22 protein-coding genes and 1 tRNA gene are annotated in these 25,675 nt (G+C 65.4%); 3 read left to right on the forward strand and 20 right to left on the reverse strand.

The window, feature by feature from the left end; translation table 11 throughout:
• Nucleotides 1-11 precede the first annotated feature (11 nt).
• From mhpD to B0G62_RS15610, 3 genes are read right to left on the reverse strand one after another with little or no spacing between them, the layout of a single operon-like run.
• Nucleotides 12-800: a 2-keto-4-pentenoate hydratase gene (gene mhpD / locus B0G62_RS15600; RefSeq protein WP_103705105.1), complete on the reverse strand. Its 789-nt coding sequence runs from the start codon at nucleotides 798-800 to the stop codon at nucleotides 12-14.
• 33 nt (nucleotides 801-833) lie between these two features.
• Entirely contained in the window at nucleotides 834-1,781 is a 948-nt protein-coding gene (locus B0G62_RS15605; protein ID WP_103705106.1) for a 3-carboxyethylcatechol 2,3-dioxygenase, read from the reverse strand.
• Between the two features lie 26 nt (nucleotides 1,782-1,807).
• Entirely contained in the window at nucleotides 1,808-3,655 is a 1,848-nt protein-coding gene (locus tag B0G62_RS15610) for a bifunctional 3-(3-hydroxy-phenyl)propionate/3-hydroxycinnamic acid hydroxylase (protein ID WP_103705107.1), read from the reverse strand.
• A gap of 141 nt (nucleotides 3,656-3,796) precedes the next feature.
• Between B0G62_RS15610 and B0G62_RS15615 the strand changes: the two genes are divergently transcribed.
• Both B0G62_RS15615 and B0G62_RS15620 read left to right on the forward strand, forming a co-directional pair.
• On the forward strand, nucleotides 3,797-4,600 hold the full coding sequence (locus B0G62_RS15615; protein WP_103705108.1) for a DNA-binding transcriptional regulator: 804 nt from the start codon (nucleotides 3,797-3,799) through the stop codon (nucleotides 4,598-4,600).
• 73 nt (nucleotides 4,601-4,673) lie between these two features.
• Nucleotides 4,674-4,750: transfer RNA gene (locus tag B0G62_RS15620), tRNA-Val, on the forward strand.
• Nucleotides 4,751-4,860: 110 nt separating this feature from the next.
• Here B0G62_RS15620 and B0G62_RS15625 read toward each other — a convergent pair.
• From B0G62_RS15625 to B0G62_RS15670, 10 genes are all read right to left on the reverse strand, one after another.
• A complete protein-coding gene (locus B0G62_RS15625; RefSeq protein WP_244193269.1) occupies nucleotides 4,861-5,745 on the reverse strand; it encodes a glutamate/aspartate ABC transporter substrate-binding protein in 885 nt (294 codons plus the stop codon).
• Nucleotides 5,746-5,844: 99 nt separating this feature from the next.
• Nucleotides 5,845-7,092, reverse strand: a complete 1,248-nt coding sequence (locus B0G62_RS15630) for a D-amino acid dehydrogenase (protein ID WP_103705110.1) — start codon at nucleotides 7,090-7,092, stop codon at nucleotides 5,845-5,847.
• A 139-nt stretch (nucleotides 7,093-7,231) separates the two neighbouring features.
• A complete protein-coding gene (locus B0G62_RS15635; RefSeq protein ID WP_103705111.1) occupies nucleotides 7,232-8,854 on the reverse strand; it encodes a methyl-accepting chemotaxis protein in 1,623 nt (540 codons plus the stop codon).
• Nucleotides 8,855-9,308: 454 nt separating this feature from the next.
• Nucleotides 9,309-9,896: a BPSL1445 family SYLF domain-containing lipoprotein gene (locus B0G62_RS15640; RefSeq protein ID WP_103705112.1), complete on the reverse strand. Its 588-nt coding sequence runs from the start codon at nucleotides 9,894-9,896 to the stop codon at nucleotides 9,309-9,311.
• A 314-nt stretch (nucleotides 9,897-10,210) separates the two neighbouring features.
• Nucleotides 10,211-11,173: a DUF2950 domain-containing protein gene (locus B0G62_RS15645; protein ID WP_103705113.1), complete on the reverse strand. Its 963-nt coding sequence runs from the start codon at nucleotides 11,171-11,173 to the stop codon at nucleotides 10,211-10,213.
• A gap of 20 nt (nucleotides 11,174-11,193) precedes the next feature.
• Nucleotides 11,194-12,561, reverse strand: coding sequence for a DUF3300 domain-containing protein (locus B0G62_RS15650; protein WP_407671174.1), 1,368 nt, complete (start codon nucleotides 12,559-12,561; stop codon nucleotides 11,194-11,196).
• A 286-nt stretch (nucleotides 12,562-12,847) separates the two neighbouring features.
• The gene (locus B0G62_RS15655; protein WP_103705115.1) at nucleotides 12,848-14,206 is read right to left on the reverse strand and encodes a TAXI family TRAP transporter solute-binding subunit; all 1,359 of its coding nucleotides are present in this window, start codon (nucleotides 14,204-14,206) and stop codon (nucleotides 12,848-12,850) included.
• Between the two features lie 127 nt (nucleotides 14,207-14,333).
• Nucleotides 14,334-14,765 (reverse strand): MarR family winged helix-turn-helix transcriptional regulator, encoded by a 432-nt coding sequence (locus B0G62_RS15660; RefSeq protein ID WP_103705205.1) that lies wholly within the window; start codon nucleotides 14,763-14,765, stop codon nucleotides 14,334-14,336.
• A gap of 76 nt (nucleotides 14,766-14,841) precedes the next feature.
• Nucleotides 14,842-16,029 (reverse strand): thiolase family protein, encoded by a 1,188-nt coding sequence (locus B0G62_RS15665; protein ID WP_103705206.1) that lies wholly within the window; start codon nucleotides 16,027-16,029, stop codon nucleotides 14,842-14,844.
• A gap of 181 nt (nucleotides 16,030-16,210) precedes the next feature.
• Nucleotides 16,211-16,747: a carboxymuconolactone decarboxylase family protein gene (locus B0G62_RS15670; RefSeq protein WP_103705116.1), complete on the reverse strand. Its 537-nt coding sequence runs from the start codon at nucleotides 16,745-16,747 to the stop codon at nucleotides 16,211-16,213.
• A 112-nt stretch (nucleotides 16,748-16,859) separates the two neighbouring features.
• On the opposite strand from B0G62_RS15670, the gene B0G62_RS15675 reads away from it, so the two are divergent.
• A complete protein-coding gene (locus B0G62_RS15675; protein ID WP_244193262.1) occupies nucleotides 16,860-17,813 on the forward strand; it encodes an AraC family transcriptional regulator in 954 nt (317 codons plus the stop codon).
• 29 nt (nucleotides 17,814-17,842) lie between these two features.
• Here B0G62_RS15675 and B0G62_RS15680 read toward each other — a convergent pair whose 3' ends face one another.
• From B0G62_RS15680 to B0G62_RS15710, 7 genes are all read right to left on the reverse strand, one after another.
• On the reverse strand, nucleotides 17,843-19,318 hold the full coding sequence (locus tag B0G62_RS15680; protein WP_103705117.1) for an efflux transporter outer membrane subunit: 1,476 nt from the start codon (nucleotides 19,316-19,318) through the stop codon (nucleotides 17,843-17,845).
• 16 nt (nucleotides 19,319-19,334) lie between these two features.
• A complete protein-coding gene (locus B0G62_RS15685) occupies nucleotides 19,335-20,840 on the reverse strand; it encodes a DHA2 family efflux MFS transporter permease subunit (RefSeq protein WP_244193270.1) in 1,506 nt (501 codons plus the stop codon).
• A 128-nt stretch (nucleotides 20,841-20,968) separates the two neighbouring features.
• A complete protein-coding gene (locus tag B0G62_RS15690) occupies nucleotides 20,969-22,075 on the reverse strand; it encodes an HlyD family secretion protein (protein WP_103705119.1) in 1,107 nt (368 codons plus the stop codon).
• Between the two features lie 93 nt (nucleotides 22,076-22,168).
• Nucleotides 22,169-22,618, reverse strand: a complete 450-nt coding sequence (locus tag B0G62_RS15695; RefSeq protein ID WP_103705208.1) for a MarR family winged helix-turn-helix transcriptional regulator — start codon at nucleotides 22,616-22,618, stop codon at nucleotides 22,169-22,171.
• A gap of 168 nt (nucleotides 22,619-22,786) precedes the next feature.
• Complete coding sequence (locus B0G62_RS15700; RefSeq protein WP_103705120.1) at nucleotides 22,787-23,707, reverse strand: LysR family transcriptional regulator; 921 nt, start codon at nucleotides 23,705-23,707, stop codon at nucleotides 22,787-22,789.
• Between the two features lie 68 nt (nucleotides 23,708-23,775).
• Nucleotides 23,776-24,075 (reverse strand): winged helix-turn-helix domain-containing protein, encoded by a 300-nt coding sequence (locus B0G62_RS15705; RefSeq protein ID WP_103705121.1) that lies wholly within the window; start codon nucleotides 24,073-24,075, stop codon nucleotides 23,776-23,778.
• Between the two features lie 10 nt (nucleotides 24,076-24,085).
• Nucleotides 24,086-25,555, reverse strand: coding sequence for an aminotransferase-like domain-containing protein (locus B0G62_RS15710; RefSeq protein ID WP_103705209.1), 1,470 nt, complete (start codon nucleotides 25,553-25,555; stop codon nucleotides 24,086-24,088).
• Nucleotides 25,556-25,675 lie beyond the last annotated feature (120 nt).

Below are 25,675 nucleotides of genomic sequence, written 5' to 3' on the forward strand. Positions count from 1 at the left end.
GAGTCCCTGTTTCAGGCGGTAAAAGTCGCGCGAACGCTGCCGAGGCCGTCGATCTGCGCGGTATAGGTGCCGGGTGCCTTCACGGCGGCCATGGGTCCGAGCGCGCCCGTGAGTACCACGTCGCCGGCGCGCAGCGGCGTGCTGAGCTGCACCATGCGGTCAGCGAGCCACACGGCCGCGTTGAGCGGATTGCCGAGACACGCGGCGCCATTGCCGCGCGAAAGCACGTTGTTATCACGCGAAAGCGTCATCGCGCAGGCGGCCAAGTCGATCTGCGAAAGCGGCACCGGGCGGCTGCCCACCACGAAACGCGCGCTCGATGCGTTGTCGGCCACCGTATCGACGAAGCGGATATCCCAGTTCTGAATACGGCTATCGACGATTTCGATGGCTGCCAGTGCATACGCACTCGCGCGCAGGATATCGACGAAGGTGTGCTTCTCATGCGTGAGATCGCGTTCGAGCACGAGCGCGATTTCGGCTTCCACTTTCGGCTGGATCAGTTGCGAAAGCGGAATCGGTTCGCCGTCGCCATAGGCCATCGACGCGAACAGCGCGCCGAAATCGGGCTGATCGACGCCCAGTTGCTGCTGGACCGCGAGCGACGTCAAGCCGATCTTGCGGCCCACGATGCGCTCGCCGTTGCGCACGCGCAGATCGACGTTGGCTTGCTGCACGGCATAGGCCGTGGCAATGTCGTCGATGGCGATCTGGCCGCGCACCGGCTCGATCACGGCGCGCGAGGCCTCGGCATCGCGCAGACGCGCGGCCAGTGCCGCGATGAGTTTCGGATCGGTCATAACGTTCTCCTCTTACGACACGAACAGGACAATTCAGGCCGCGTGCGCGGGCGTTGCATGCATGGTGGCGAAGCCGGCGATCCACTCGGGAATCGCGCGGTAATAATCCAGCGACGCGCGATACGGTCCATACGCCGCGAGCGCGCCGAATGCAGCCACCCACGTACGAATTTCATGCGCCGATTTACCGCCGTCGCGCGTGATCGCGGCATTGGTCATGCCATCCACGGCGGTCAATTCGCCCGACGCCAGCCGTTCGAGAAACGCCTGGTCCCATTCGGGATTGAGCGGATGCAGGTGACTGTCCCCCTTCGTGAACGCTTGCGCGGCGGCCACCGTGCGCGCCTGGCGCGCATCGCGCGATTCGGCGGACGGATTGCGGCCCGCGATGAGACGCTCGGCCACCTCGGGCGCGGCGCCGATCAACTCGGGCACCGGCGGTTCGTGCGATATCCCGCCCGAACCCACCACGAGCACACGCTTGCCCGTGCTCGCCATGAAGCGCCCAATGGCATCGCCCAGCAGACGCGCGCGGCGCAGCGTCGCCATCGGCGGCGCCACTGAGTTGATGAACACCGGAATCACCGGATAGCGATCCAGGCCGCCTGTCAGCACTTCGAGCGCCTGCGCGCAGCCGTGATCGACCTGCATGCGATACGACAGCGCCACGTCGATATCGGCGGCGAGCACGCTTTCCGCGAGCGCGTGAGCGAGGTTTTCCGGCACCGGCAGCGTGCCCGCGAGGCTCTTGAAGTCGCCGATCGCCTGCGCCTTCGCGCCGATGCAAAACGGCGGCATCACGTCATAGAAGAAGCCATTGAAATGATCGGGTGCGAACGCAACGATCAGATCGGGCTGGAATGCCTCGACGCGTTCGCGCGCGGCGCGGCCCACACGCTCGACTTCGGCCACTACGTCCGGCTGCGGATCGAAGTAGCCGTGCAGCGGCGTGTGCGAAAGACATTCGAGGTGGATCGGCATACTGGAATTCAAGGTACGGCTCCTGCTTATGCTGATGCTGCGTGCGCGACGGTGACAGCGGCGCTTGCGCGCGTGGGACGCGCTTGCGTGGCCATTTCGCGCACGGCGATATCGGTCATGCCGAGTTTGCCGGCGAGTTCGACGATCGCGCCGGAAACCTGCTGCGGCGTGCATACGCCCGCCACGAAACGGTCCGGGCGCAGCAGCACGACCGATTGCGGCAAGCGGCTGAACCAGTCCTTCAAGCGGCCTTGCACGTCGCCGAGCGCGAGCACGCCTTCGGGCACGTCATCGGCGTAATCGAGCTGCACGTCCGGCTTGGCGACGATAAAGCGCGCGCCCAACTGCTCCCACAGCGCACGCGCCTGGGGCGTCAGGCCAAAAGTCGGGTCCGCGCCCCACGCCAGCACCGCAAAGCCCAGGCCGATTGCATCATCAAGACGCACGACGCGGCCATCGCTCAAGCGCACGCGCGGCTGGATAAACATGCGGCCCACCGGCGACGCCGCCAGCGGATCGCGCCCATAAGCCATGCGCCCGAGCAGCGAATCGCGCTTCTGGCTCATCAGGCCCAACAGGCGGCCCGGCGCGGAAGCGCCCGCGCGTTCGAGCCGGCGCGCGAGCCAGCCGCCCGTCGGCTTGGGTTGCGGCAGCAGCACGACGCCCGCTTCATAACGCGGCATCGGCTTGAAACGCATCTCGACGAAATAGCGCTTCACTGCGGGGAACACGTTCATCGACTTCACGAACGCATCGCGAAAGCGCGCGCCAAACCGCGTGTTGGGCGCGAAAATATCGCCCGCGACTTCGGACAGATGAATCATCGAGCGCGCGTGCGCGCGACGCTCGACGGTATAGGTATCGAGCAGGCAGCCATCGGCGAGGCCCTTCGCGACCATCGCGAGCTTCCAGCCCAGATTGTTGGCGTCGCGAATACCGCTGTTGTAGCCCTGGCCCTGCCACACCGGCATGATGTGCGCGGCGTCGCCCGCCAGCAGCACGCGCTCGACGCGAAACGTTTCGGCCAGCCGCGCGTTGTGCGTATAGACGCGCTTGCGGATGTAATCGACCTTGTCCGGGTCCGCGACCACCTTGCGGATCAGCGCGGCCATGTTTTCGGGTTTCGAAAGCTCTTCCTCGGTCTCGCCGGGCATCACCATGAATTCAAAGCGCCGAATGCCGTGCGGCAGCGCTGCCGATACATACGGGCGCTCGTGATCGCAGTGCATGTAGATATGCGGCGAGCCGATCGGATCGTTGCGCACGTCCACCACGATCCATTGATTCGGCTTGGTGCGGCCTTCGAAAGGCACATTGAGCGCGCGGCGCACGAAACTGTTGCCGCCGTCCGCGCCCACCATGTAAGCCGCGCGTATCGTGCGGCGCTCGCCATCCGGGCCGCTCACATCGATCGACACGCCCTGCGCGTCCTGCGTGAATCCCTCCACGCTCGTGCCCAGCAACACCTCGACGTGCTCGAAGCGCGCAAGCCCTTCATAGAGCACTTGATCGGCTAGCGGCTGGATAAAGGCGTTGCGGCGCGGCCAGCCGAATTCGTCGGTGCGCGGCTCGATGGACGCAAAGCAATGGCCATCCTTCGTAACGAAGCGCATCCAGTGGTCGGGCGTGGTGTGCGGCAACAATGCATCGGCAAGACCGATCGACTGGAACACGCGCAATGCTTCGTCATCCAAACCAATTGCGCGCGGATAGTCGATAATCTGTTCGAGCTTTTCGATGAGCGTGACGCGCACGCCCTGCAAACCGAGGATGTTGGCGATCATCAGGCCGACGGGGCCTGCGCCGATGATGGCGACATCGGTAGCGCGCTGGCGCAAGCGGACCGCGTCCGCTGCTGCGGGAGGGGTGTTCATGGTGTCTCCGTGTCAGTCGCCCTTGGTCGGGGCGATCTCATGCAAGGCATGGAAGCGAGTCTAGAGTCGCCACGACACGCGCTCAACAATTTGAGAGAAATGTGCATAGAATGCACGCAGTTGATTTAAAAGAGATTTTCCATGACAAAGTATGCAAACGTGCGAGGTCTTGCACGCGGTCTGCAAGTGCTGCGGGCGCTCAACGCAATGGAGAACGGACGCGCGACGAGCCAGCAACTCAGCGACGCCACGGGCCTGCATCGCACGACGGTGCGGCGTTTGCTGGAGACGCTGGTGGAAGAAGATCTCGTGCGGCGCAGCGCGTCGGACGACAGCTTTCGCCTGACGCTGAATGTGCGCACGTTGAGCGAAGGCTTCACCGACGACGAACTGATCGCTACGATCGCGCCGCCCGTCATGGGCCAGATGATGCAGCGGGTCGTGTGGCCGTCCGATCTCACCACGCCCGACGGCGAGGCCATGATCATCCGCGAGACCACGCATCGCTTCAGTCCGCTATCGTTTCACCGCGCGATGGTGGGCCGCCGTCTGCCGATGTTGCTCACGGCGGCGGGCCGCGCTTATTTCTCCAATTGCCCCGAGGCGCAGCGCGAAGACATTCTCGACATGCTGCGCGCGGGCGCGGGCGGTGAGCAGCAGCAGAAGCTCGCAGCGGACGCGGCCTTCATTCGCAATCTCGTGCGGCAAACGCTGGCCGATGGCTTCGGCTCGAATCACGGCGACTGGGCCGACCAGCGCAAGATCGGTGCGCTCGCGGTGGCGATCGGCGCGCACTCGCGTGTGATCGCAAGCCTCAACGTGATCTATCTGGAGCAGGCGATCAATCCGGCCGAAGCGGCGCGCCGCTTCGTGCCCGAATTGCAGCGCGCGGCGCAGGAGATGGAAGCGGCGCTAGAAGCGGCGGAAGACGGCACCAGGCGCTAAGCGGCTTTTTTCAACATTTTGCGAAAAACGCTTGCAAGGCTGGGAGAGCCTCTCTATAATTCGCGCTCTCAACAGGCTCGTAGCTCAGTTGGTTAGAGCACCACCTTGACATGGTGGGGGTCGTTGGTTCGAATCCAATCGAGCCTACCAACGAATATGCAGTACCGCGCGGCTCTGTTCGCCGCGCAATGACAATGCCGCACTCCTTCACAGGACTGCGGCATTTTCTTTTGGGTCTTACACAACACGCACTGCGAGCATCAATCGAGCGCCTTGTCGTTCGGATGCGCGAACAGGTCCTTCATCTGCTGCGAAAGCGGATAGTCGAGATTCATGCCGCTCGGCGGAATCGGCTGCGTGAACCACTTGGTATAGAGCTTGGCCATCTCGCCCGAGGTCTGCATCTTCGCGACCGTTTCATCGACGAGCGCCTTGAACTGCGGATCGTCACGCCGCAACATGCAGGCGTAGTTTTCCGAAACCGGCGGCGTGCCCGTCACCACATAGTCCTGCGGATTCTTCGTCTTCGCGCGCTCGCCGTAAAGCAGCGGCTCATCCATGACGAAAGCCACCGCACGCCCCGTCGTCACGTTGAGGAACGATTCAGCGTGGTCCTTTGCGCTGATGATCGTCATGTTCATGTGCTTCTCTTCGTTCATCTTGCGCAGCATGCGTTCATCCGAAGTGCCCGCCGTGGTCGCCACGGTCTTGCCCGCGAGATCGGGGAAATCCTTCACGCCCGAGTCCTTGCGCGTGATGAAGCGGATGCCGTACAGAAAGATGCTGTCCGAAAACGCCGCCTGATTCTGGCGCTCGAACGTATTGGTGGTCGAGCCGCATTCGAAGTCGATGGTGCCGTTCTGCACGAGCGGAATGCGGTTCTGCGAGGTGATCGGAATCGTCTTGATCCTGAGGTTGGGCGTATTGGTCTTCTGCTTGACCGCTTCGACGATCCTGAGCGCGATCTCCTGCGAATAGCCGATCACGTTCTGGTTCTGGTCGTAATAGGAAAAGGGAATCGAGGATTCACGCGTGCCGAGCGAAATCACGCCGCTGTCGTGCACTTTCTTGAGCGTGCCCGTGAGTTCGTCCGCGCGCGCCGCATTCGTCATCGTGGTCATCGTGGCGAAGCCCAGAGCCAGCATCGCGATCGTTTTACCTGTATTCATCGTGCTCTACTCCCAGCGTGTAGTGAGAAACGTCATGAGAAAAATCGACGGACGGCAGGTGAAGCGTGAAAACGTTCAGCGCGCGGGTGCAAACGCGTCGCCATCGACCAGCAGGGCGCGCTGCGCGAGCAGGTCGGCCAGCAGTTGCGCGCTGCCGCAGGCGAGCGTGAAGCCCAGCGCGCCGTGCCCCGTGTTCATCCACAGATTGCGAAAATGCGTCGCGCCGATCAGCGGCTTGCTGTCCGGCGTGGCCGGGCGCATGCCGGTCCACGTCTGCGCCGCGGTGTAATCGCCCGCGTCGGGAAACGTCTCGCGCGCCTGACGCGTAAGCAGCGCGATGCGCGCCTGATCGGCGTGTGCGCTCATGCCCGTGAGATCGACCATGCCCGCAATGCGCAAGCGCTCGCCAAGCGGCGCGTAGACCACCTTGTAATGGGCGTCCGTGACCGAGAGGCGCGGCGCGCCTTGCGCATTCGCGCCGGACAGCGTGAGGCTGTAGCCCTTGAGCGGATACATCGGCACGCGCACGCCGAGCGAATTCAGCAAGGGCTGGCTCTGCATGCCCAGACACACAACGAAGGCGTCGGCCTCGATGGCACCCGCCGACGTCATGGCCGCTTCGACTTGTCGGCCCTTGGTTCGCAGTCCATAGAATTCGGTGGCGACGCGCAGATCCACGCCGTCGCGTTGCGCCGCGCGCGCGAGGCCGCGCGTGAAGCTGTCGCAATCGCCGGCTTCCTCGCCCGGCGTGTGGATGCCGCCCGCGATCTCGCCACCGATGTGGGCAAGCGCAGGTTCGAGCGCGACACACGCGGCGCCATCGAGCGCATACTGCTCGCAGCCCAGTTGAGCCTGATAGTCGGCCTGGCGGCGTGCGCCCTCGAAGCCATCCTGATCGCGGAACACCACGAGCTTGCCGTTGCGCACGTAGTCGAATTCGATGGTTTCGCGCGCAACGATCTCGTGCATGAGGCGTTGACTCAGAAAGCCCAGGCCGAGGAGTTCCGCCGTGGTGGCGCGGCTGCGAGCGCGTGTGCAGGCGAGCAGAAAGGCCGCGCACCAGTGCCATTGTCGCGGGTCCAGGCGCGGCACGAAGCGCAGCGCGGCGTCGCGCGAAAACAGCCATTGCGGCAGCTTCGGCAGCACCGAAGGGTCCGCGAGCGGCGCCACATAGTTGTAGCTGAGCTGGCCGCCGTTGGCGTGGCTGGTCTCCTGCGCCACGTCTGCGTGGCGCTCGATCAGCGTCACCTGATGTCCATCGCGGGCGAGAAAATAGGCGGTCGTGACCCCGATCACTCCGCCGCCCAGCACGCAAATTCGCATATCCCTTCGTCCCGCTTTCTCTGTTCCTTTTTAGACCGCTCCGGCGGACCACAACCTCAGTCTCGCCGGGCAAAAAAAGGAACTCAATTGCGAATCGATCGGGGGATATAACCTGAGGTTAAGGCGAAAGCCGCCGAATTCACGCGAACGCCGCCGCGCGCACGCCCGTTACGGCCTCATAGGCGCCATGGGCCGCCGCACGCGCGGCCGCGCCATCGCCCAGATGGAACACCGAAACCGCCTCGCGCAACGCATCGGCCTGCGACTCCAGCGATTGCGCCGAAGCCGCCGCCTCCTCCACGAGCGCCGCGTTGCGCTGCGTGACCTCGTCGATCTGCGCGACGGCGCGGTTGACCTGCTCGATGCCGTCGCTCTGCTCGTGCGTCGCCGCCGTGATCTCGCCCATGATGTGGCTCACGCGCGCGACGGCGTCGCGCGCCTCGCCCATCGTGTGACGCGCCTCCTCGACAAGCCGCGCGCCCGTGCCGACCGTCGCCACCGAAGCGGCGATCAGTTCCTTGATCTCCTTGGCCGCCGTGCCCGAGCGCTGCGCGAGGCTGCGCACTTCCTGCGCCACCACGGCGAAGCCGCGCCCCTCTTCGCCCGCACGCGCGGCCTCGACGGCTGCGTTGAGCGCGAGGATATTGGTCTGGAACGCGATGCCCTCGATGATGCCGGTGATTTCCTCGACCTTGTGCGACGACGACGAGATTTCGTTCATCGTCTCGTTCACGCGCGCCACCACGTCGGCGCCACGCGAGACTGTGCCGAGCGCCCCCTGCGCGAGGCCGCTCGCCTCCTGCGCGCCCGCCGTGTTCTGGCGCACCGCCGCCGAAAGCTGTTCGAGGCTCGCCGCCGTTTCCTGCAACGCGGCCGCCTGCTGCGACGTGCGGCTCGACAGATCGGCATTGCCCGCAGCAATCTGATTGGCGCCCAGCGTGATTTCCTGGGTGCTGCCGCGCACGCGCGCGACCGTGCCGATCAGCGCTTCGCGCATCTGGGCGAGCGCGCCCAGCAGTTGTCCCATCTCGTTGGTCGAGCGCACGCGCACGTCCACGGTCAGGTCGCCGGCGGCGATGCGCTGGAAATGGCGGATCGCCGTATCGACGGGCTTGACGACGGCCGCCGCCAGCGCACCGCGCGCAACCAGGCCGAGGGCCACGCCCACCGCGCCGATCACGCCAAACACGACGAGCGATAGACTAAAGCGCGTGGCCGCCGTGTCGGCGTTGCGCTGTTCGCGCGCGTCCTGCCAGTCCTCCAGCGCGTCGATGGCCTTCGCGTAGGTGCCGTAATAGCGGTCGGCGGTCTCGCCCTGGATCGTGCGGAAGGTGTTGAAGTCGTTATCGACGAGCGCCTTGTACTCGGGTTCGAGCGCCTGCTCGACGAGCGCCGTGCGGGCCTGCGCGACGGACTGCGCGAGGCGCGCCTCGTCGCTATCGGCGAACGGACCGGCGCTGTAGCGCGCGAAATCCTTGTTCGAATCGGCGAGGATCTTGTGCGCCTGTTCGAGCATGCCCTCGTTGGACTTGCCGACGCTAAAGAGCGTCTCGTAGCCGCCCAGCGCGAGCCGCACCTGCAGGAGCCGCTCCGAACTGGTCTTGAGCGCGGCGAGCGACTGCGCGCTGCGCTGCGTGTCGAGCAGGCTCTCGTTGGTCAGCTTCAGCGCGCCATAGGCCACGCCGATCACGACCAGCAAAAAGGCAACGAAGATGCCGATGACGAGGGTGAGCCCTCCGCGAATCGTGATGTTCCTGAGCATGTAGTCCGGCCTCCTGGCGTATTTGTCCGCGATCGCCGTAATGGGCGTCGCTTATTTGCTTCTTTGCGTCACTTCTTTACGTTGCGCATTCGTGCTCTTCGTTTCGTCCTATCGGCAACGGCGCGGCGAAGGCGCATAGGGGATATCCATGAGAGCGGCACGCGTAGCCCGTCGGGCCGTTATGCGTTTTGTGCTATCGGTTCCCTTTCATTTTTTTAACTTGCGCGGCTTTTCCGGCGCTTTGAGGTTCGCGGGGAATGTGGCCGGAACGCGGCTGAGGTCCGTGTTCGGGCTGGAGGTGGAGCGGGCGAAGAATACGGGATGCCAGGTAATTGCGCTCTAACGATCCAAAATAGAAAGGGCAACGCCGCACCGGCGTTGCCCTTTTTCATTGCGCTCACTACGCCGCGCTAAACCGCGCGGCGCAAGCTCACACGCTAGAACCCCACGCGCCTTAGATCTTCAAACGCGTGACCTTCGTACCCGCGAGCGAGACGTCCGCCATCAGGCCCGCATTGGTCATCACGAAGACTTCGACGGGGTGCGTCGCCGTGTTGGTATCGACGGCGCCGTTCGCGCCGATCGTCACGAGCGCAACCGAGGCGTCGGCGCCCGCGGCCCAGCCATCCGTGCTGCGGAATTTCTCCAGCGAATCCTGGGTCATGAAGCAGAAGATAATGGCCTTCGACTGCGCGCCGGCCTGCAAGCCGACCGAGCCGGACACGGTGCTGTAGTAGCCCGTCGTCGCGCCGCCCACGCGCAGCGAACCTTCGCCGTACTGCGCGCCAACGATAAAACCGGCCTGCAGCACGGACGGGAACACGAGCACGCCGCGCGACTTCGCGACCAGTTCGCGCGAACCCTTGACCGTCGAATACAGCTTCGTCATGGCGTCATCGACGTTGGCGTCGATCGACTGTCGCTTCGACATATCCGTCGCAGCGTTGGAGGAATTGCCCGGGGTAGTGGTGCAGCCTGCGAGCGCCATACCGCCGGAGGCGAGCGCGGCGGCTGCCGAAAGCATGAAGTTGCGTCGTTGCATATCGTTATCTCCGCACAAATAAGAGTTTGCGAGGGGATACAGCAATCGGCGTGCCCGCTATCCCACATGCACAAAACGGGCCTCGCTTTCGCCTTCTCCCCAGCCGCGAGATGGAGGCGGCTGCGCGCCGTCAGCCTCCACTTCGAGCCGATTGTGCCCGATTTATGAGATAAGAGCGTTCAAACGTCCCAAACTGTGTCGCAACGACGGCCAGAAAAAAGAAAGGCGCCCGAAGGCGCCTGGTTGGCATGGCGTGGATTAGCTGCAAGCGCGGCGTGGATTAGCTACACGCCACGCCCAGCGCTAGAGGGCGTTCACGGCGCCGTCGCCTGCCACGACGGATCGGGATCGAAGTTCTTGAGCGCGGCGGCGGCTTTCGCGCCGTTCGGCCCAAGATTCTTCTGATAGAGCTTGCCGTCCTGATTGACGATAAAACTCATCACCCCCGTTTTGCCGTATTGGGCCGGCCAGGCCACGAGCGCGAAGCCGTTGGCAAGCTCGCCGTTCGCGAGGTAGCTGCGCGCGCCGCCATCCGCGTGCGAGCCTTGCGCCGTGAGGATGCGGAAGTGGTAGCCGTGATAGCCCTCTTGCGGCGTCACCTTCGAGTTGTGCGGCATGGCTTCGGCGAGCGGACCCAGCGGGCTTTCTGCCTCGCCGGGCGCAGCCGGCCAGTACAGACCGTCATGCGTACCGGGCGTGCTCACGATGCGCTGCGCGTAATGCTGCGTGAGCTTGCGGTAGTCGTTCTGCGCGTCGACATAGGCCAGCGACGAGAGCATGGCCGCGCGTTCGTTGCGGCCGATGCGCCGCGTCAGCACTTCGATCCCGCCTTCGCGTGGGTCGAAGCGCCAGCCGCTGCCGCTTTGCACTAGCGGAACCGGCAGCGTCCAGCCACTGTCGCCCACGGACAGATGCGCGCTGGCCTTGCCCGCGACAGGTTTGTCGTCCGGCACGATCTGGTGGCCCTTGGCCCACGCGCCGAGGAAATCGTCGATGTCTTCCTGGCCGATGTTCTGCGTGGGGATGAAGCGCTGGAAATCGCTGCCGAGCACGTGCTTCATCGCTTCGTGGTCGTTGCTGGCGAGTGCGTCGGTGAACGCTTGCGCCGCGGCATCGGGCGTGGGGTACACGGCCTGCGCCGAGGCCACGCCCGCACCGGGCACGGCCAGCAACGCGGGCGCGGCGAATAGCGCGAACGCCAGCGCCGCGGTGAGCCGGGCGAGCCCGGCAGGTCGCGCGCCCTGCGACGGGCGGCGGCGTGCGTGAGTACGGATCATCGCGAGACTCCTATAGAGATTCAACGGCGGCCGAAGTGACGTTCGCCGCCACCCCCACCACCCAACCGGCCGCCGCCGCCGCCAAACTGGCCGCCGCCGCCCCGGTTCTGGAAGGCCTCGCGGCTTTGCTGGCCGCGCTGCATGTCGGCGCGTGCGCCACTGCCATCGCCGGCGCCACGCAGCGCGTTATCGCGGTTGGCGTTCTGCGAGCGGTTGCTCAGGTCGTTCTGGCGATTGCCGTTCTGCGCGCGATTGTTGAAGTCGTTTTGCCGGTTGCCGTTCTGCGTGCGATTGTTCAATTCGTTGCCGCGATTGGCGTTCTGCGTGCCGTTCGCGCCGGGACCGCCCGCGCCCGGCCGGTTGCCGCCGCCGTGCTGGATGTCCTGCAGCCGCTGGCTCGCATTGCCGCTCATGTTCTGCCCGGTGCGGTTCTGGAAGGCCTGTGCGGCCTGCTGACGAGATTGATCGTAGCCGCGGTACTGGTTGCGCTGACCGTTCAGGTTCGCGTTGTTCACGTTCTGGTTGAAGTTCTGGCGCCGCTCCACGTTGGTGTTGCGATTCCAGTTGGTGGTCGTGCCATTCGTGTTGATGCGGTTGTTGACGTTGATGTTGTTGTAGCGGTTGACGTTGATGTTCACGTCATGCGAGCCCCAACTGAAGCCGCCCCACAACGAATTGGCCACCGCCACGCCCGCGCCGAACGCAAGTCCGCTCACGAAGCCCGTAGCGATCGCGTAGCCCGGAGGCGGCGGCATGTACACAGGCGGATAAGCGGGATAAGGCCACGCACCGTAGACCACGGTGGGGTTGTAGGTGGGCACGTAGACGACCTGCGGATTGGCCGGCTCGATCACGATGGTCTGCGTGGTGGCCGTATTCGTCGCCGGCTGCACCACGATCTTCTGCTGCTGGTTCGACTTGAGATTGCCGGCCTTCTGCGCCTGCGCGCGCAGACGCTGAACGGAGTCCATCACGTCGTTCGGCTGTGCAAGGAACGCATTGCCGATCTGCGTGACCCAGTCGGGCTTGGACGCCATGGTGGCCAGCACCTGCGGAAACGCAACGAGCGATTGCACGCTCGGGTCCCAGGGCTGCGAGGCGACGGCCTTCACCGCGTCGTCACCCTGCAGCCTGGGATTGGCCTTGGACCATGCCGCAGCCGACTGCACGTCCTGCGGGAACGTGGCGGCCATGAGCACCTGCGCGAGCAGCGCGTCGGGATACAGCGCGATGGGCGCCGTGAGCGAATCGAGTTGCTGGTGAGAGAGATGCGTCGCGCTCTGCGCAAGCGCCGCAGTGGGCCCGGCAGGCCCCACGAACAGCGGTGCGGCCGCGAGCGCGGCGCACATGAGCCAGGCAGCATGCTGGCGTACACCGGACGATTTCACGAATCGGTCCTCCTCGTTGCGGGTGGATCTTTCAGGATGCCGTATGGCGGCATGCCCACTTGCGGCGCTAACGCTTTCTGATGCCGGCACGCCGGGATGCCGCACGGCTTCGTACGCATACCAGGGCCAAAATATAGGGGTGTGAGTCGCGGTGTCAACCGTCTATTCGTTAAAGTTTGTCCGTTTACAAAAGCGCAGCAATTAACCTGATAAAAACGGAGTACGAAACAATCCAAAAGACATTTGATCGATGCTCATACGCCTTTCGAGGCGCACACTTTCCACATCAATGTGTTGCGTTTTCCGGCTGACGGCGCGCGGGCGTCAGATGCATGCGCACAAAGCCGACATGCTCGCGCAGCACATAAAACGCATCGGCATAGGCGAGCGGCATGCGCAATGTATTGAGCGAACGTTCGATCTCGTCGAGCTCGCTGATAAGCGCCACACGCTCGTCCTCGTTCGTGTGTTTGAGCGCGTCGCGCTCGATGGCGATGAGCGCGCCGTAGTAGCGATAGATGCGCGAGCGCACACGCCAGCGATAGAGCGCGGGGATCGCGCGTAACGCGGGAAACACCAGCACGGCAAGCGGCAGCAGCAGGACCAGCAGCCGGTCCGCGACGCTCGCGAGCCAGAACGGCAGCGTGCGATAAAGAAAACTCTTGCCCGATTTGTAGTAGCGCGTGGCGTCCTCGCTGACACGGAAATCGTGCGCATCGGGACTAGGGAACTGGCCCGCGCGCTGCAGCAGGCCCGGCACGCCGTTGACTTCGCTCGCGGCTTCGATGATGAGATCGGAGATCGCCGGATGCAGTGTATTGCGCGCCACGATCTCCACCGTCGGCCCCACGAGATGCACCGTCTGCGGCGGCACGCGGCGGCGCAGATCGAGCACGCCCGGTGGCAGATCGACGTCTTCGAGGTACGGGAAGATGCGTGTATAGGCAGACGCTTCCTCGAAGCTCATCACCGAGATGCCGGGAATGTTGAGTAGCCGCAGCATGAGCGTGCGCGTGGTGGAATCGCCGCTGAGCATGGCGGCGTCGGCGCGATCCGAAACCAGCGCGGTGGCGGCCTCCAGACCGTCGAGCGGGAGGAAGGTGGCATCGCCGCCGGGATCGATGCCGTTCGCGTGCAGGAGGCGCAGCGACAGCTCGCGCGTGCCGCTGCCCACGCGGCCAATCGCAATGCGTTTGCCGTCGAGGTCGGATAGCTGCGTGAGTCCGCTACCGCGATAGAACACGACGATCGGCAGATACGCCACGCTGCCGAGCGACATCAGCGCATCGGTGTTGGTGCCCTGGGCGATGCCGCCTTGAACGAAGGCAAGATCAACATGCGATTTGGGATTGAGCAGGCGCTGGAGATTTTCGACCGAGCCGTCCGATTCGAGGATCTTGAGCTTCACGCCATTGCGCGCGAGGATCGTGCGGTAGGCCTCGGCCATCTGCATGAACGAGCTGTCGCGCGGCCCCGCGCTGATGGTGATGGCACGCGGCGGCGCCGGGTCGACGAGCCAGACGACCAACGCGATCACGGCGATGCAGAACAGCGCGACCGGCAGCGCGGACAACGCAATGTCGCGCCACGCGGGGTGCGAGGGATCGCGCATGAAATGCGGCAAGGGCGGTCGATGTCGTTTCATGAGAACCCGGCGGCGTTGCGTCGAACTCTGGAAACTGCATCATGCCATTTTCGCGCCGGATCGGGACGCTGGGGGTTGTGCGGATGAAGTCGCGTTGAAAGCGATGTAAGCGCGCGATGCCGAAGCCTCAGGCTGCGGCCTGCGTAAGCGCGAAGAGTTCGGCGCGCAAGGCCTTCGCGCGATCGCGCTTCATGTACTGCTCGAATTCCGCCTGGGCGTCCTGCCAGAGCGCATGCGCCTTGTCGAAGCGCCGCAAGCCGCTCGCCGAAAGCCGATAAACGAGGGTGCGCGTATCGTGCTGCGCCGCCGCCGTGAGCACCAGTCCATCGCGCTGCAAGGGTTTAAGCGCGCGCACGAGCGTGGTGCGATCCATCACGAGGTCATCGGACAGCTCGGCGGCGGTGGCGTCGGGACGGCCCGCGAGGCGCGAGAGGATCGTGAATTGCGCCGCCGTCACGCCTGCCTGCGAAAGATGGCGCTCGTAAAGCTGCGTGACGAAGCGCGCGGCCTGCCGCAGCGCAAAACAGTTGCATTCCTCGCGCGTCACTCGCTTCGTCATCGTCATTCACCTTCCGTTTTTTGCTTCGTTTGCTTCATGTGCGTTGGGCGCGCGCACCGCTGCGCGCGCCCGGCCATCATACTTTCTCGAGCGCCAGCGCGATACCCTGCCCGCCGCCGATGCACAAGGTCACCACGCCGCGGCGCACGCCGTCACGCTGCATCGACCATGCAAGACGCGTCGTGAGAATCGCGCCCGTCGCGCCGATCGGATGGCCGTGCGCAATCGCGCCGCCTTCCACGTTGACCACATCGTCGGGAATGCCGAGTTGCTTCATCACCGCGAGCGGCACCGCCGCGAAGGCCTCATTGATCTCGAAGCGATCGACGTCGGCGAGCGACCAGCCCGCACGCTGCAACGCGACCTGCACAGCCGGCACCGGACCGAGGCCGAACATGCCCGGCTCGACGGCGGCCACGCCCCACGCGACGAGACGCACCATCGGCGCCAGGTTATGCGCTTCGGCGAAACCGCGCTCGGCCACCAGCATCGCCGCCGCCGCGCTGTTCAGCCCCGGCGCGTTGCCCGCCGTGATGGTGCCGTCCGGGCGGAACGCGGGCTTGAGCCTCGCGAGCGTGTCGAACGTCGTATCGGGACGCGGCGCCTCGTCGGTGTCGAAGCGCTCCACGCCCTTGCGGCCCTTGATCTCCACCGCGACGATTTCTTCCTTGAAACGTCCCGCCGCCTGCGCCGCCGCGAAGCGCTGCTGCGAACGCGCGGCCCAGCGATCCTGCTCGTCGCGCGTGAGTTCGGCCTTCGTCACGAGGTCTTCGGTATGCCAACCCGAATGCTGGTCCGAAAATGCATCGACAAGCCCGTCGCGCAACATGCTGTCATGCACTTCGGCGTTGCCCATGCGATAGCCCCAGCGCCCACCGTCGAGCAGATAAGGCGCGCGGTCCATGTTCTCCATGCCGCCCGCGAGCGCGACATCGGCGAGACCCAGCAGGATTTCCTGCGCTGCGCTCGCAATCGCCTGCGCGCCCGAGCCGCATACGCGATTCACCGTCAGCGCGGGCACCTGCACCGGCACGCCGCCGCCCAGTTCCGCCTGACGCGCGGGGTTCATCTTGTTGCCGGCCTGAATCACGTTGCCAAGCACCACCGAGCCGAGCAGGGCCGGATCGAGTTTCGCGCGCGCGAGCGTTTCGCGCACCGCAATCGCACCCAGTTCCGTCGCCGGCACACCCTTGAGCGCACCGTTGAATGCCCCGATGGCCGTGCGCACCGGCTGACACAAGACGATTTCCCGCGCTGAATTCATGCTGCTCATCGTGTTTTCTCCATGAGGTTGCAGACGCTCTGCGTTCACTGCTTCAGTTTATGTATGCATATGCACACATTCAAAGGATTTCATCGAGGCGGCATTCGTCACGCGTGGCACGGTTTATGTCGATGACAGGGCGCGGCATCGCACGACACACTTGCGCCCCGCTCTTGTTCACTCAGGCCACAGCTGGAAAATCCAGCGTCGTATCGTTCACGCGATTCACGAGATTCGTGAACGTAATCGATGCGATCGCCAAGGCCGTTTCCACGATCTGACGTTCCGTATAGCCGGCTTCCTTGACGGCGTTCACGTCGGATTGCGGCACCGTGCCGTGCGTGAGCACCAGCGTGCGCACGAAACGCACCAGCGCGTCGCGCTTCCCGTCGCCGGTGGCCTCGCCCGCGCGGACCTGCTTCATCGCTTCCGGCGTCAGGCCCGCGAACTTGCCGGCCAGCGTGTGCGCGGCCACGCAATAGTCACAACCGGCCACTTCGCTGACGGCGAGCTTGATCGTTTCGATATCGGCCTTCGAGAGCGAGCCGCCGGCCAGCACGGCCTCGACGCCCAGCATCGCGCCGAGCGCTTCGGGGCTGTGCGTGCCGATGGTGGCGTAAGCGTTCGGCACCTTGCCAACGGCCTTGCGGATCTTCGCGAACACTTCTGCGGCTGCGCCGGTGGCTTCTTCGGGCTTGATGGCGGTAAGACGGGACATGATCGACTCCTTGTTGACTGGGGTTTGTTGCATCCGGTACGCCATCGTCGATGGCATGAGAGGAGTCTAGGCGCACAGCCTCGCGCTTTTAATGCCAGAATGGCGCGACTTCATGCTCATTCGTCTCACGCCGCCGACCATGGATATCCTCAGCCGCCTTTTGTCGCTCATGCCCGTCGCGGGCCGCCTCGACGTGCGCTGCCATTTCGGCGCGCCGTGGCGCATCGACCAGCCCGACACCGAACCGCGCGAAATGCGCTACCACGTGCTGCTGAGCGGATCGGCGGTCGTCGAGGACGCCCACGGTGCGCCCGCCGCGCTGCAAGCGGGCGATATCGTGCTGTTCCCCTCCGGCGGCGCGCACCGGTTGCACGACGGCAGCGGCGCGCCGCCCGCCGCCGTCGACACGCGCGTGGAGCACGGCCGCACGATCGAGACGAACCACGGCGATGGCGAAGTCGCCGATGTGCTCTGCGGCAGCTTCGTGCTGCCCGCCGTGCCGCAGCGCCTGCTGCGCGAGAATCTGCCCGCGCGCCTCGTGGTGCGCAGCGCGCCCGAGGGCGGCGCGGCGCCCGAGCGCCTCGTGCGCCTGATCGACCTGCTGCGCGACGAGGCGCTCGAAGCGCAACCCGGCAGCGAATCGCTCGTCAACCATCTGTCGGGCGCGCTCTTCGCGCTCACGCTGCGCTACGCGAGCCATACCGACGCGCCGCCGCGCGGCCTGCTCGCGCTCGCGCAACGTCCGCGCCTGCAACCGGCCATCGACGCAATGTTCGACACCCCCGGCAAGCCCTGGACGCTGCCCGAACTCGCCGAGCTTTGCCATATGTCGCGCGCGACCTTCGCGCGCCATTTCGACGAAGCCATCGGCCGTTCGGCTTCCGACGTGCTCACCGATATCCGCATGACGCTCGCGGGACGCCTGCTTGCGCAGGGCAGCCAGCCCGTCGCCGAGATCGGCGAATTCGTCGGCTATCAATCCGATGCCGCATTCCAGCGCGGCTTCAAGCGCCACGTAGGCATGACGCCCGCGCAGTGGCGCACGGCCGCGCGCTCGCACGTGTAACTTCGCCGTTTGATTCGGATGACTGACCATCAGCCGCCTTGCGCGTGATCCGCAGTCTGGGCAATCACGTCGCCGCTCTCGCTCCAGCCGCCGCCCAGCGAGCGATAAAGCGCCACCGCCGCCTGCGCGCGCTCGCGCTGCGCATCGTTGAGCAGATCGGCATCGGCAAGCCAGGTTTGCTGCGCGCTCAGCACGTCGAGAAAATCGGCCGCGCCGCCCTTGTAAAGCTGGTTCGCGAGCTTGAGCGCCTGTGCCGACGACGCCACCGCATCGTGCAACTGCTGCGTCTGCGTGGCCGTGCTCACGAGATCGGTGCGACTGTCCTCCACTTCGCGCAGCGCCTGCAACATCGTCTGTTGCAGATTGAGCTGCGATTCACGCATGCGGCTCTCGCTTTGCTCGATATCGGCGGTAATGCGGCCCGCGTTGAAGATCGGACTGGTCGCGCCTAGCGCCGCACTGAAGAGGTTATCGGTCAGCGTCGGCATGCCCAGATACGACGACGCCAGCACGCCGTCCGTGAGATTGAGCGAGAACTTCGGGTAACGCTCCGCGCGCGCCACGCCTACTTCCGCCGCGCGCTGCTGCACGGTTGCGTAGGCGGCTTGCACGTCGGGGCGTCGCAGCAGCGCCTGCGACGGCAACAGTTGCGGCACGCTCTGCGGCGCGACGGGGATCGGTGCAGGCGTGGCCAGTGCAAGCCGCGAGACGGATTCGGGCGTGCGGCCCGTATAAACCGCGATCAGATTCAACTGATGATCGATACTGGCCTGCGCGCGCGGAATGCGCGCCCGCAATTCGCTCAGTTGCGTCTGCGCGCGCGTCACATCGAGTTGCGTAGAAAGGCCGTACTTCAGGCGATCCTGCGTCAGTTGCAAGGTGCGCTGACGTATCGATACGTTATCCTGAAGGATCTTCAATTCGGCCTGCGCCCAGCGCAGATCGACATAGGCCGACGCCGTATCGGCCGCCAGCGCGAGCCGCACCGCGTCCAGCGCATGTTGCTGGCCAACGAGATTCGCCTGTGCCGCCAGCAGGTCGAGCCGCTCGCCGCCGAACACATCGGGCGACCAACTGAGCGCCACGCCCGCGCCCGCCTGCTTCACATAGCCCAGCGGCGGCGGCGTGTTCTGACGCGCATAGGCGCCCTGCGCCGTGAAATCCAGTTGCGGCAGCAGCACCGCATGTTTTTGCGTGGTGATCGATTGCGCCTGCTTCACGCGCTCGGCGGCGGCCTGCAGATCGAGGTTGCCGGTCAGCACGCTCGCGAGCAGCGTATCGAGCGTGGCATCGTCGAATTGCGCCCACCAGGCGCGTGCATCGACGGCGTCCTGCGGCGCGTCGATGCGCCAGGCGCCAGGCGCCGTCGATTGCACGGCGGCGGGCAGATCGGGATGCTGCGCGGGCTGCACGGCACAGGCGGCCAGTGTCGCAAGCGCGGCGGCGGCGAGCGTCGAAATCACCAGGCGCGCGGGACTGGCGAATGAAAGAATAGACGTGGGCATGTTGGACCTTTAAGGCTCAATGAGCGTCGGGCGGCGGCGCGGCGGTCGTGATGGGCCGCGAGAACAGCGCGCAGACAATCGCAACGACGAAGCACAGCGAAAGCACGAAGAACGTATCGGAGAAAGTCATCACCAGCGCTTCGCGCAGCACGAGCGCATGCAATTGGGCGATGCCCGTTTGCGCCGCGTCGAGCGTATTGCCCGCGACCGACTGCCAGTAAGCCGTGCGTCCCGCCAGCAGCCCCTCGACTTGCGGCACGCCATGCGTGACGCTTTCGTTCAGGCGCAGATAGTGAAAATTGAGGCGATCGTTGAGCATGGTCGCGCTCACGGCAATGCCGATCGCGCCGCCCAGATTACGCATCAGGTTGAAAAGTCCGCTGGCCGACTTGAGGCGCGAAGGCGGCAGCGAACCCAGCGACATCGTCACGATAGGCGGCACCGCGAATTGCTGGCCGATGCCGCGCAGCGCCTGCGGCAGCAGGAATTGCTGCCAGCCCCAGTCGTGCGTGAGCGGCACATACAGATAACAGCCCAGCCCGAAGCAGACGAGCCCGAACATCAGCAGCGCGCGCATACTGAAATAGCGCGTGGCATATGCATAGACGCCGAGCGCGAGCAACTGGAACACGCCCACCGACAACAGCGACAGCCCGATCTGCAAGGAGCTGAAACCGCGCACTTCGGCCAGAAAGAGCGGTGTGAGGAACACCGCGACGAAGATGCCGATGCCCGTCACGAACGAGAGCACGCTGCCGATGCCGAAGTTGCGCACCGTGAGCGCGCGCAGATCGACGACGGGGTCTTTTGCGCTCAGCGCGTGCACGATAAACAGGAAACCGCTGATCGCCGCGATCCACGCGCAGGTCACGATGGCATCGTCGCCGAACCAGTTCTTGCGCGGCCCTTCTTCCAGCACGTATTCGAGGCAGCCGAGAAATCCGCACATCAGCAGGATGCCTAAGTAGTCACCGCGCTTGATGAGCGAGAGATCGGGTTCGTCGATATGCACGTACTTCGGCACCAGCGCGGCCACGGCGATGCCGGGCACGAGGTTCAGATAGAACAGCCAGTGCCACGACCATTGATCGGTGATCCAGCCGCCGATCACGGGGCCGAGCGTGGGCGCCAGCGACGCGAGCGCGCCAATCGTGGTCGACGCCACGATGCGCTGCCTGCCGGGAAACAGCACGAATGCGGTGGTGAACACCGTGGGGATCATCGCCGCGCCCAGTGCGCCTTGCAGCGCGCGAAACACGATCATCGACTGGATGTCCCACGCGAGACCGCACAACATGCTCGTGATCGTGAAACCCACCGCCGACGCCACGAACAGCCAGCGCGTCGAGAGCACTTTCGAGAGCCAACCCGACATCGGAATCACCATGATTTCGGCGATCAGATAGGCGGTCTGCACCCAGGAAAGCTCATCCTGGCTCGCGGACAGCCCGCCGCCGATATCGCGCAGCGACGACGCGACGATCTGGATATCGAGCGTGGCCATGAAGAAGCCGATGCACATCAGCGCGAAGGCAAAGGCGCGCTGGCCGATGGGCTGGAGATGCGGCGCGAGCGGTGCGGGCGGTGTGGGTGGTGCGGCGGCGATTTCAGCGGCGGAGGTCGGGGCGTTCATAGCGTCTCGCCTGCCGTTCAGTTCGAGGCCGCGGTGACGGGCTTGCCGCCATCGCCCTGATCGCCCAGATGCACCTTCACGGTCGCCGACAAGCCGGGCCGCAGCACGCCTTCCATACCTTGCGGCACATCGACGTGAATGCGCACCGGCACGCGCTGCACGATCTTCGTGAAGTTGCCCGTGGCGTTTTCGGGCGGCAGCACGCTGAAGGTTGCGCCGGTTGCGGGCGCGAGGCTTTCCACCGTGCCGTGCAGCGTGCCGCTCGCGGCGTCCAGTTCGACGTCGGCGCGCTCGCCCACACGCATCTTCTTCAACTGGTCTTCCTTGAAGTTGGCGTCCACCCAGAGGTCGCGCGCGGGCACCACCGTCAGCAGGGGCGAGCCGACGTTCGCGAGCATGCCCACGCGCGCCGTGCGATTGCCGATAAAGCCGTCCACGGGCGAGCGGATCGTCGTGTATTCGACGTTGAGCGCGGCGAGGCGCCGGCTCGCTTCGGCCGTGCCCACGCGCGCCTGGGCATCGACGATCTTCGCGGCCAGCACGTCGAGCTGACGCTGCGCGGCCACCACCGACGCGCCGCTCTGCGCAACCGATGCCTGCGCCTTGGCGAAGTCCGCATCGGCGCGCTCGACCAGTTGGTTCGAGACCGCATCGTCCTTCACGAGCGCACGGTAGCGCGTCTGGTCCTGGGCGCTGCGCGTGAGTTCGGCGCTTGATGCGCGCACTTCGGCCTGATGCTGGTTGATGACCGCCGTCTGCAAGGTGCGCTGCGCTTCGAGTTCCGTCACGGCGGCGCGGGCGCTTGCAAGATCGGCATCGGCCTGCGCGAGCTTCGCGTCGTAGTCGCGCGAATCCAGACGCATCAGCAGTTGACCTGCCTTCACGCGCTGGTTGTCCTGTACGTCGATTTCGGAGACGAAGCCGCTCACGCGCGGCGCCATCAGGGTGACGTTGCCGCCGACATAGGCGTCGTCGGTGCTCTGCACGAAGCGCAGCACGAAGAACCAGTAGCCGGCCGCCGCCGCGAGCACGAGCGCCACCGCGCCCAGCGCGAGACGCATCCAGGGCAGACCTGCGCGCTCGCGCGGCGCGGCACCCGTGGCAGGAGTGGAAGGACTCGACATGTCGCTCACCTGTGTATATGCACTATGTAGATTAAAAAATTGCCGCTCTGCGATTGAGGCGGCCCGACTCGAAGACCGATAAACCTACTGGATTCACACCGCGCGCGTGATGCGCAACAACTCGCGCCGCAACCACGCCGCGCGGCGCGGCCCGAAGCGGCGCTCGAATTCGTCCTGCGCGGCGCGCCAATGCACGTTGGCCTCGGTCAGCCGTTCGCGGCCCGCCTGCGTGAGCGCGAGACGCCGGCGGCGGCATTCGCGCGCCTGCGCCATGTCTTCCACCAGCGCGCCACGCAACAGCGGACGCAGCGCGCGCACCAGCGTCGTGCGCTCCATCACCATCGTGCGGGACAGTTGCGCCATCGTCAGCGACGCCTCGCCGCCCGCCACCGCCGCCGCGCCCAGCGCCCCCAGGATGCTGAACTGCGTGGGCGTGAGCCCCGCCGCGCTCAGGTGCCGCTCGTATAGCTGCGACAGATGGCGGGCGGCCTGACGCACCGCGAAACAATCGTCGTGCTCCGGAAACGGCGCTTGCGCCGACATATCGGCGACGGTCTCGACCAACGGGTCGACGAAAGAATCGGCGAAAGGATCGGCATAGATGTGCATACGCACAGATTAGACGGCAGTGGGTTCCGCCACAACTGCCGCGCGCGGCATCACTCTATAACCGCGCGGAGAACAATACCGTATTTGAGCGCCCGCTCACTTTCAATCGACTTTCTGCGCAGGCTGCACCACGCCGCCGAAAAACTCCGTCGCGTGGTCGATGAACGCGCGCACCTTGGCTGGCAGCAGCGTGCGCGAGGTGTAGGCCAGCCGGATTTCGATCTGCATGTCGCTGATGGGAAAGTCGTCGAGCAGCGTGACGAGGCGGCCATCGTCCAGTTCCGCCTGCACCAGTCCTTGCGGCAGGATGCCGATGCCAAAACCCTGCAGAACCATCTCGCGGTTGAACTCGGGATTGTTCGAGGCGATTTCGTACTTGAGCGGCACGGTCACGTCCTGCCCGTCGACGCGAAAGGTCATTGTGGGCTTGCGCAGCGACGGCGGCATCGGCACGAACACATGCGAGGCCAGCTCCGAGGGATGCTTTGGCGTGGACGTCGCGGCCAGATACGCGGGCGTGGTGACGAGCGCGAGCGGAATGCGTTCGAGCAGTTTGGTCACCGTGGTGTCGGTGTTGAGCATGAACGGCAGCACGAGACCGAGATCGTAGCCGTCCGCGACCAGATCGACGGGGCGCTCGGTCATCATCACGTCGAGCGTCACCTTCGGATGCGCGCGCTTGAAGCTGGAAATCAGCGGCACGAGCCGGTTCACCGTCGCCGTGGTGTGCGCGACGATGCGCAGCACGCCGTTGGCCTCGCGGGTCTGCTCGGTGGCGCCCGCCTCCAGCGCGTCCAGGTCGTCCAGCACGCGGCAGCAGCCGTCGTAGAAGCGCTCGGCCGCCTCGGTCAGCGAGACGGCGCGCGTGGTCCGATGAAAGAGCCGGCTGCCCAGGCGCTTTTCGAGCCGCGCGATCGCGCGCGAGACGACGGGCGTGGCGAGGCCGTGCATGTCCGCGGCGCGCGTGAAGCTGCGCGCCTCGACGACGGAACGGAAAATCCGCAGGGTGTCGATATAGTCCATGGCAATGGCGATTGGAGTCGATGGCGTAGCTTAAGGCCACACGCGCAAACGCGCCTGGGCCCGCTGGATCACGGCGCGTCCTGGCCGAAGACTTCGGCGCAGAACGTGCGGCCGTCGTCGGACAGGCTCGCGCGGCCGGTGCCGTCTTCGGCGAGCGTGGTCACCACGAGGCCGCTGTCGACCAGCGCGGTCAGGTGGCGGCGCAGCCCGCTCATCGGCACGCCGGCCTGCTTGGAGAGCTTCGCGAGCGACCATTCGCGATCGGGCGTTTCGCGGTGTGCGCGCCAGAGCTGCTCGAGGATGGCGACCAGCACCGGGTCGATGCCGCCTTCGTCGTTGCCGTCGTCGCTGTTATCTTCGTCGTGCATCGTGGTCTCCTCACGCCATCTTCGCAATCAGCTCGCCGAGCGTCTTCAACGCCGCCTCGGTCTGCGCCGTCCACGGATAGCTATAGTTCAGGCGAATGTAGTGGTGAAAGTCGTTGCGCATCGAAAACATATAGCCCGGCCCAATCGTAATGCCCTGCGCGAGGGCGGCCTGATAAAGCCGCATCGAATCGACGCGCGGCGGCAGTTCCACCCACAGCACATAGCCGCCCTGCGGATCGGACGTGCGCGTGCCAGCCGGAAAGAATCGCTCGATCATCGCACGCATGAGCCGCGCCTGTTGCCGGTAAAAACGCCGCAACCGGCGCAGATGGCGGTCGTAGCCGTCGTGGCGCAGATAATCGGCCAGCGCGACTTGCGGCACCGAAGGCGTCGTCAGCGTATTGAGGAACTTGAGCTTTTCCACCTGCGCGCGATAGCGGCCCGGCAGCGCCCAGCCGATGCGATAGGACGCCGAGAGACTCTTGGAAAACGACGCGCAATGCAGCACCAGCCCGCGCGTGTCGAACTGCTTGAGCGACGAAGGCCGCGTCTGCCCGAAATACAGCTCCTGATAGACATCGTTCTCGATGACCGGCAGATCGTGCGCGCACGCCAGCGCCACGAGCCGCGCCTTGTTCTCGTCGGGCATACGAAAGCCCAGCGGATTCTGGAAGTTCGGCATCACCATGCAGGCCGCCACCTTCTGGCGCGTGAGCACGCGCTCCAGCGCGTCGAGGTCGATGCCGGTGTCCGGATGCGTGCTCACCTCGATCGCGCGCATGCCCAGACGCTCGATGGCGTGCAGCATCGCGTAGTAGGTGGGCGACTCCACGGCGACCGTGTCGCCGGGTTTGGCCACGGCCTGCAGGCTCAGATTGATGGCCTCGGTCGCGCCCACGGTGATGACGATTTCGTCGGGATCGATGGTCGCGCCGTTTTCGGCGTAGCGGCGCGCGATCTGGCGGATCAGCTCGGGGTTGCCCGGCGGCAGATCGTCGATCAGCGTCCAGCTCGCTTGACGCCGCGCGATGGCGTTGGCGTACTGGTTCACGCGCCGCCACGGATAGAGCGCGGGATCGGGATACGGCGAGCCGAGCGGCACGGCGTCCTGTGCGCCGATACTGCGCAGCGTCGAGAGCACGAGGCGGCTCACGTCCACGGGCGCGGCGGCGGTTGCGGGTGCGGCTTTGCCTGCTGCTCTGGCGTCAGCCGGCGTACCGGCGCGGCGCGCCTTCGCCGCGGCCTGGGTGGCGCGCGCGGCGTGCATCCTGGGCCGCGCCTTAACGAAAAAGCCCGACTGCGGCCGCGATTCGATCACCCCCCGGCTCTCCAGCAGCGCATACGCGTGCAGCACCGTCTTGATGCTCACGCCATGCTGCTCGCTCGCGCGCCGCACCGAAGGAATGCGCTCGCCAGGGCCGAACACGCCGCGCTGCACGGCGGCCTCGATATCGTCGGCTAGCTGTTCATAGCGAGGCACGGCAGGCGCGGACAACGGAGCGTTCATGAAAGCTTGGGGCTGGAGAGGCAGGACGATCCCGGGAGTCTATGACAAATCGTCGCAACTGTATCCCTTGCTTTTCCGATTTTCTGTGCCCAC

The organism is Paraburkholderia eburnea (assembly GCF_002917095.1).
In the GTDB taxonomy this organism is placed as follows: Bacteria; Pseudomonadota; Gammaproteobacteria; order Burkholderiales; family Burkholderiaceae; genus Paraburkholderia; species Paraburkholderia eburnea.

What these genes read in the sequence shown, in the direction of transcription:
- mhpD (WP_103705105.1), bottom strand. Translation starts at nt 800, where the DNA reads ATGACCGATCCGAAACTCATCGCGGCACTGGCCGCGCGTCTGCGCGAT.
- B0G62_RS15605 (WP_103705106.1), bottom strand. Translation starts at nt 1,781, where the DNA reads ATGCCGATCCACCTCGAATGTCTTTCGCACACGCCGCTGCACGGCTAC.
- B0G62_RS15610 (WP_103705107.1), bottom strand. Translation starts at nt 3,655, where the DNA reads ATGAACACCCCTCCCGCAGCAGCGGACGCGGTCCGCTTGCGCCAGCGC.
- B0G62_RS15615 (WP_103705108.1), top strand. Translation starts at nt 3,797, where the DNA reads ATGACAAAGTATGCAAACGTGCGAGGTCTTGCACGCGGTCTGCAAGTG.
- B0G62_RS15625 (WP_244193269.1), bottom strand. Translation starts at nt 5,745, where the DNA reads ATGCTGGCTCTGGGCTTCGCCACGATGACCACGATGACGAATGCGGCG.
- B0G62_RS15630 (WP_103705110.1), bottom strand. Translation starts at nt 7,092, where the DNA reads ATGCGAATTTGCGTGCTGGGCGGCGGAGTGATCGGGGTCACGACCGCC.
- B0G62_RS15635 (WP_103705111.1), bottom strand. Translation starts at nt 8,854, where the DNA reads ATGCTCAGGAACATCACGATTCGCGGAGGGCTCACCCTCGTCATCGGC.
- B0G62_RS15640 (WP_103705112.1), bottom strand. Translation starts at nt 9,896, where the DNA reads ATGCAACGACGCAACTTCATGCTTTCGGCAGCCGCCGCGCTCGCCTCC.
- B0G62_RS15645 (WP_103705113.1), bottom strand. Translation starts at nt 11,173, where the DNA reads ATGATCCGTACTCACGCACGCCGCCGCCCGTCGCAGGGCGCGCGACCT.
- B0G62_RS15655 (WP_103705115.1), bottom strand. Translation starts at nt 14,206, where the DNA reads ATGAAACGACATCGACCGCCCTTGCCGCATTTCATGCGCGATCCCTCG.
- B0G62_RS15660 (WP_103705205.1), bottom strand. Translation starts at nt 14,765, where the DNA reads ATGACGAAGCGAGTGACGCGCGAGGAATGCAACTGTTTTGCGCTGCGG.
- B0G62_RS15665 (WP_103705206.1), bottom strand. Translation starts at nt 16,029, where the DNA reads ATGAATTCAGCGCGGGAAATCGTCTTGTGTCAGCCGGTGCGCACGGCC.
- B0G62_RS15670 (WP_103705116.1), bottom strand. Translation starts at nt 16,747, where the DNA reads ATGTCCCGTCTTACCGCCATCAAGCCCGAAGAAGCCACCGGCGCAGCC.
- B0G62_RS15675 (WP_244193262.1), top strand. Translation starts at nt 16,860, where the DNA reads ATGCTCATTCGTCTCACGCCGCCGACCATGGATATCCTCAGCCGCCTT.
- B0G62_RS15680 (WP_103705117.1), bottom strand. Translation starts at nt 19,318, where the DNA reads ATGCCCACGTCTATTCTTTCATTCGCCAGTCCCGCGCGCCTGGTGATT.
- B0G62_RS15685 (WP_244193270.1), bottom strand. Translation starts at nt 20,840, where the DNA reads ATGTGCATCGGCTTCTTCATGGCCACGCTCGATATCCAGATCGTCGCG.
- B0G62_RS15690 (WP_103705119.1), bottom strand. Translation starts at nt 22,075, where the DNA reads ATGTCGAGTCCTTCCACTCCTGCCACGGGTGCCGCGCCGCGCGAGCGC.
- B0G62_RS15695 (WP_103705208.1), bottom strand. Translation starts at nt 22,618, where the DNA reads ATGTCGGCGCAAGCGCCGTTTCCGGAGCACGACGATTGTTTCGCGGTG.
- B0G62_RS15700 (WP_103705120.1), bottom strand. Translation starts at nt 23,707, where the DNA reads ATGGACTATATCGACACCCTGCGGATTTTCCGTTCCGTCGTCGAGGCG.
- B0G62_RS15705 (WP_103705121.1), bottom strand. Translation starts at nt 24,075, where the DNA reads ATGCACGACGAAGATAACAGCGACGACGGCAACGACGAAGGCGGCATC.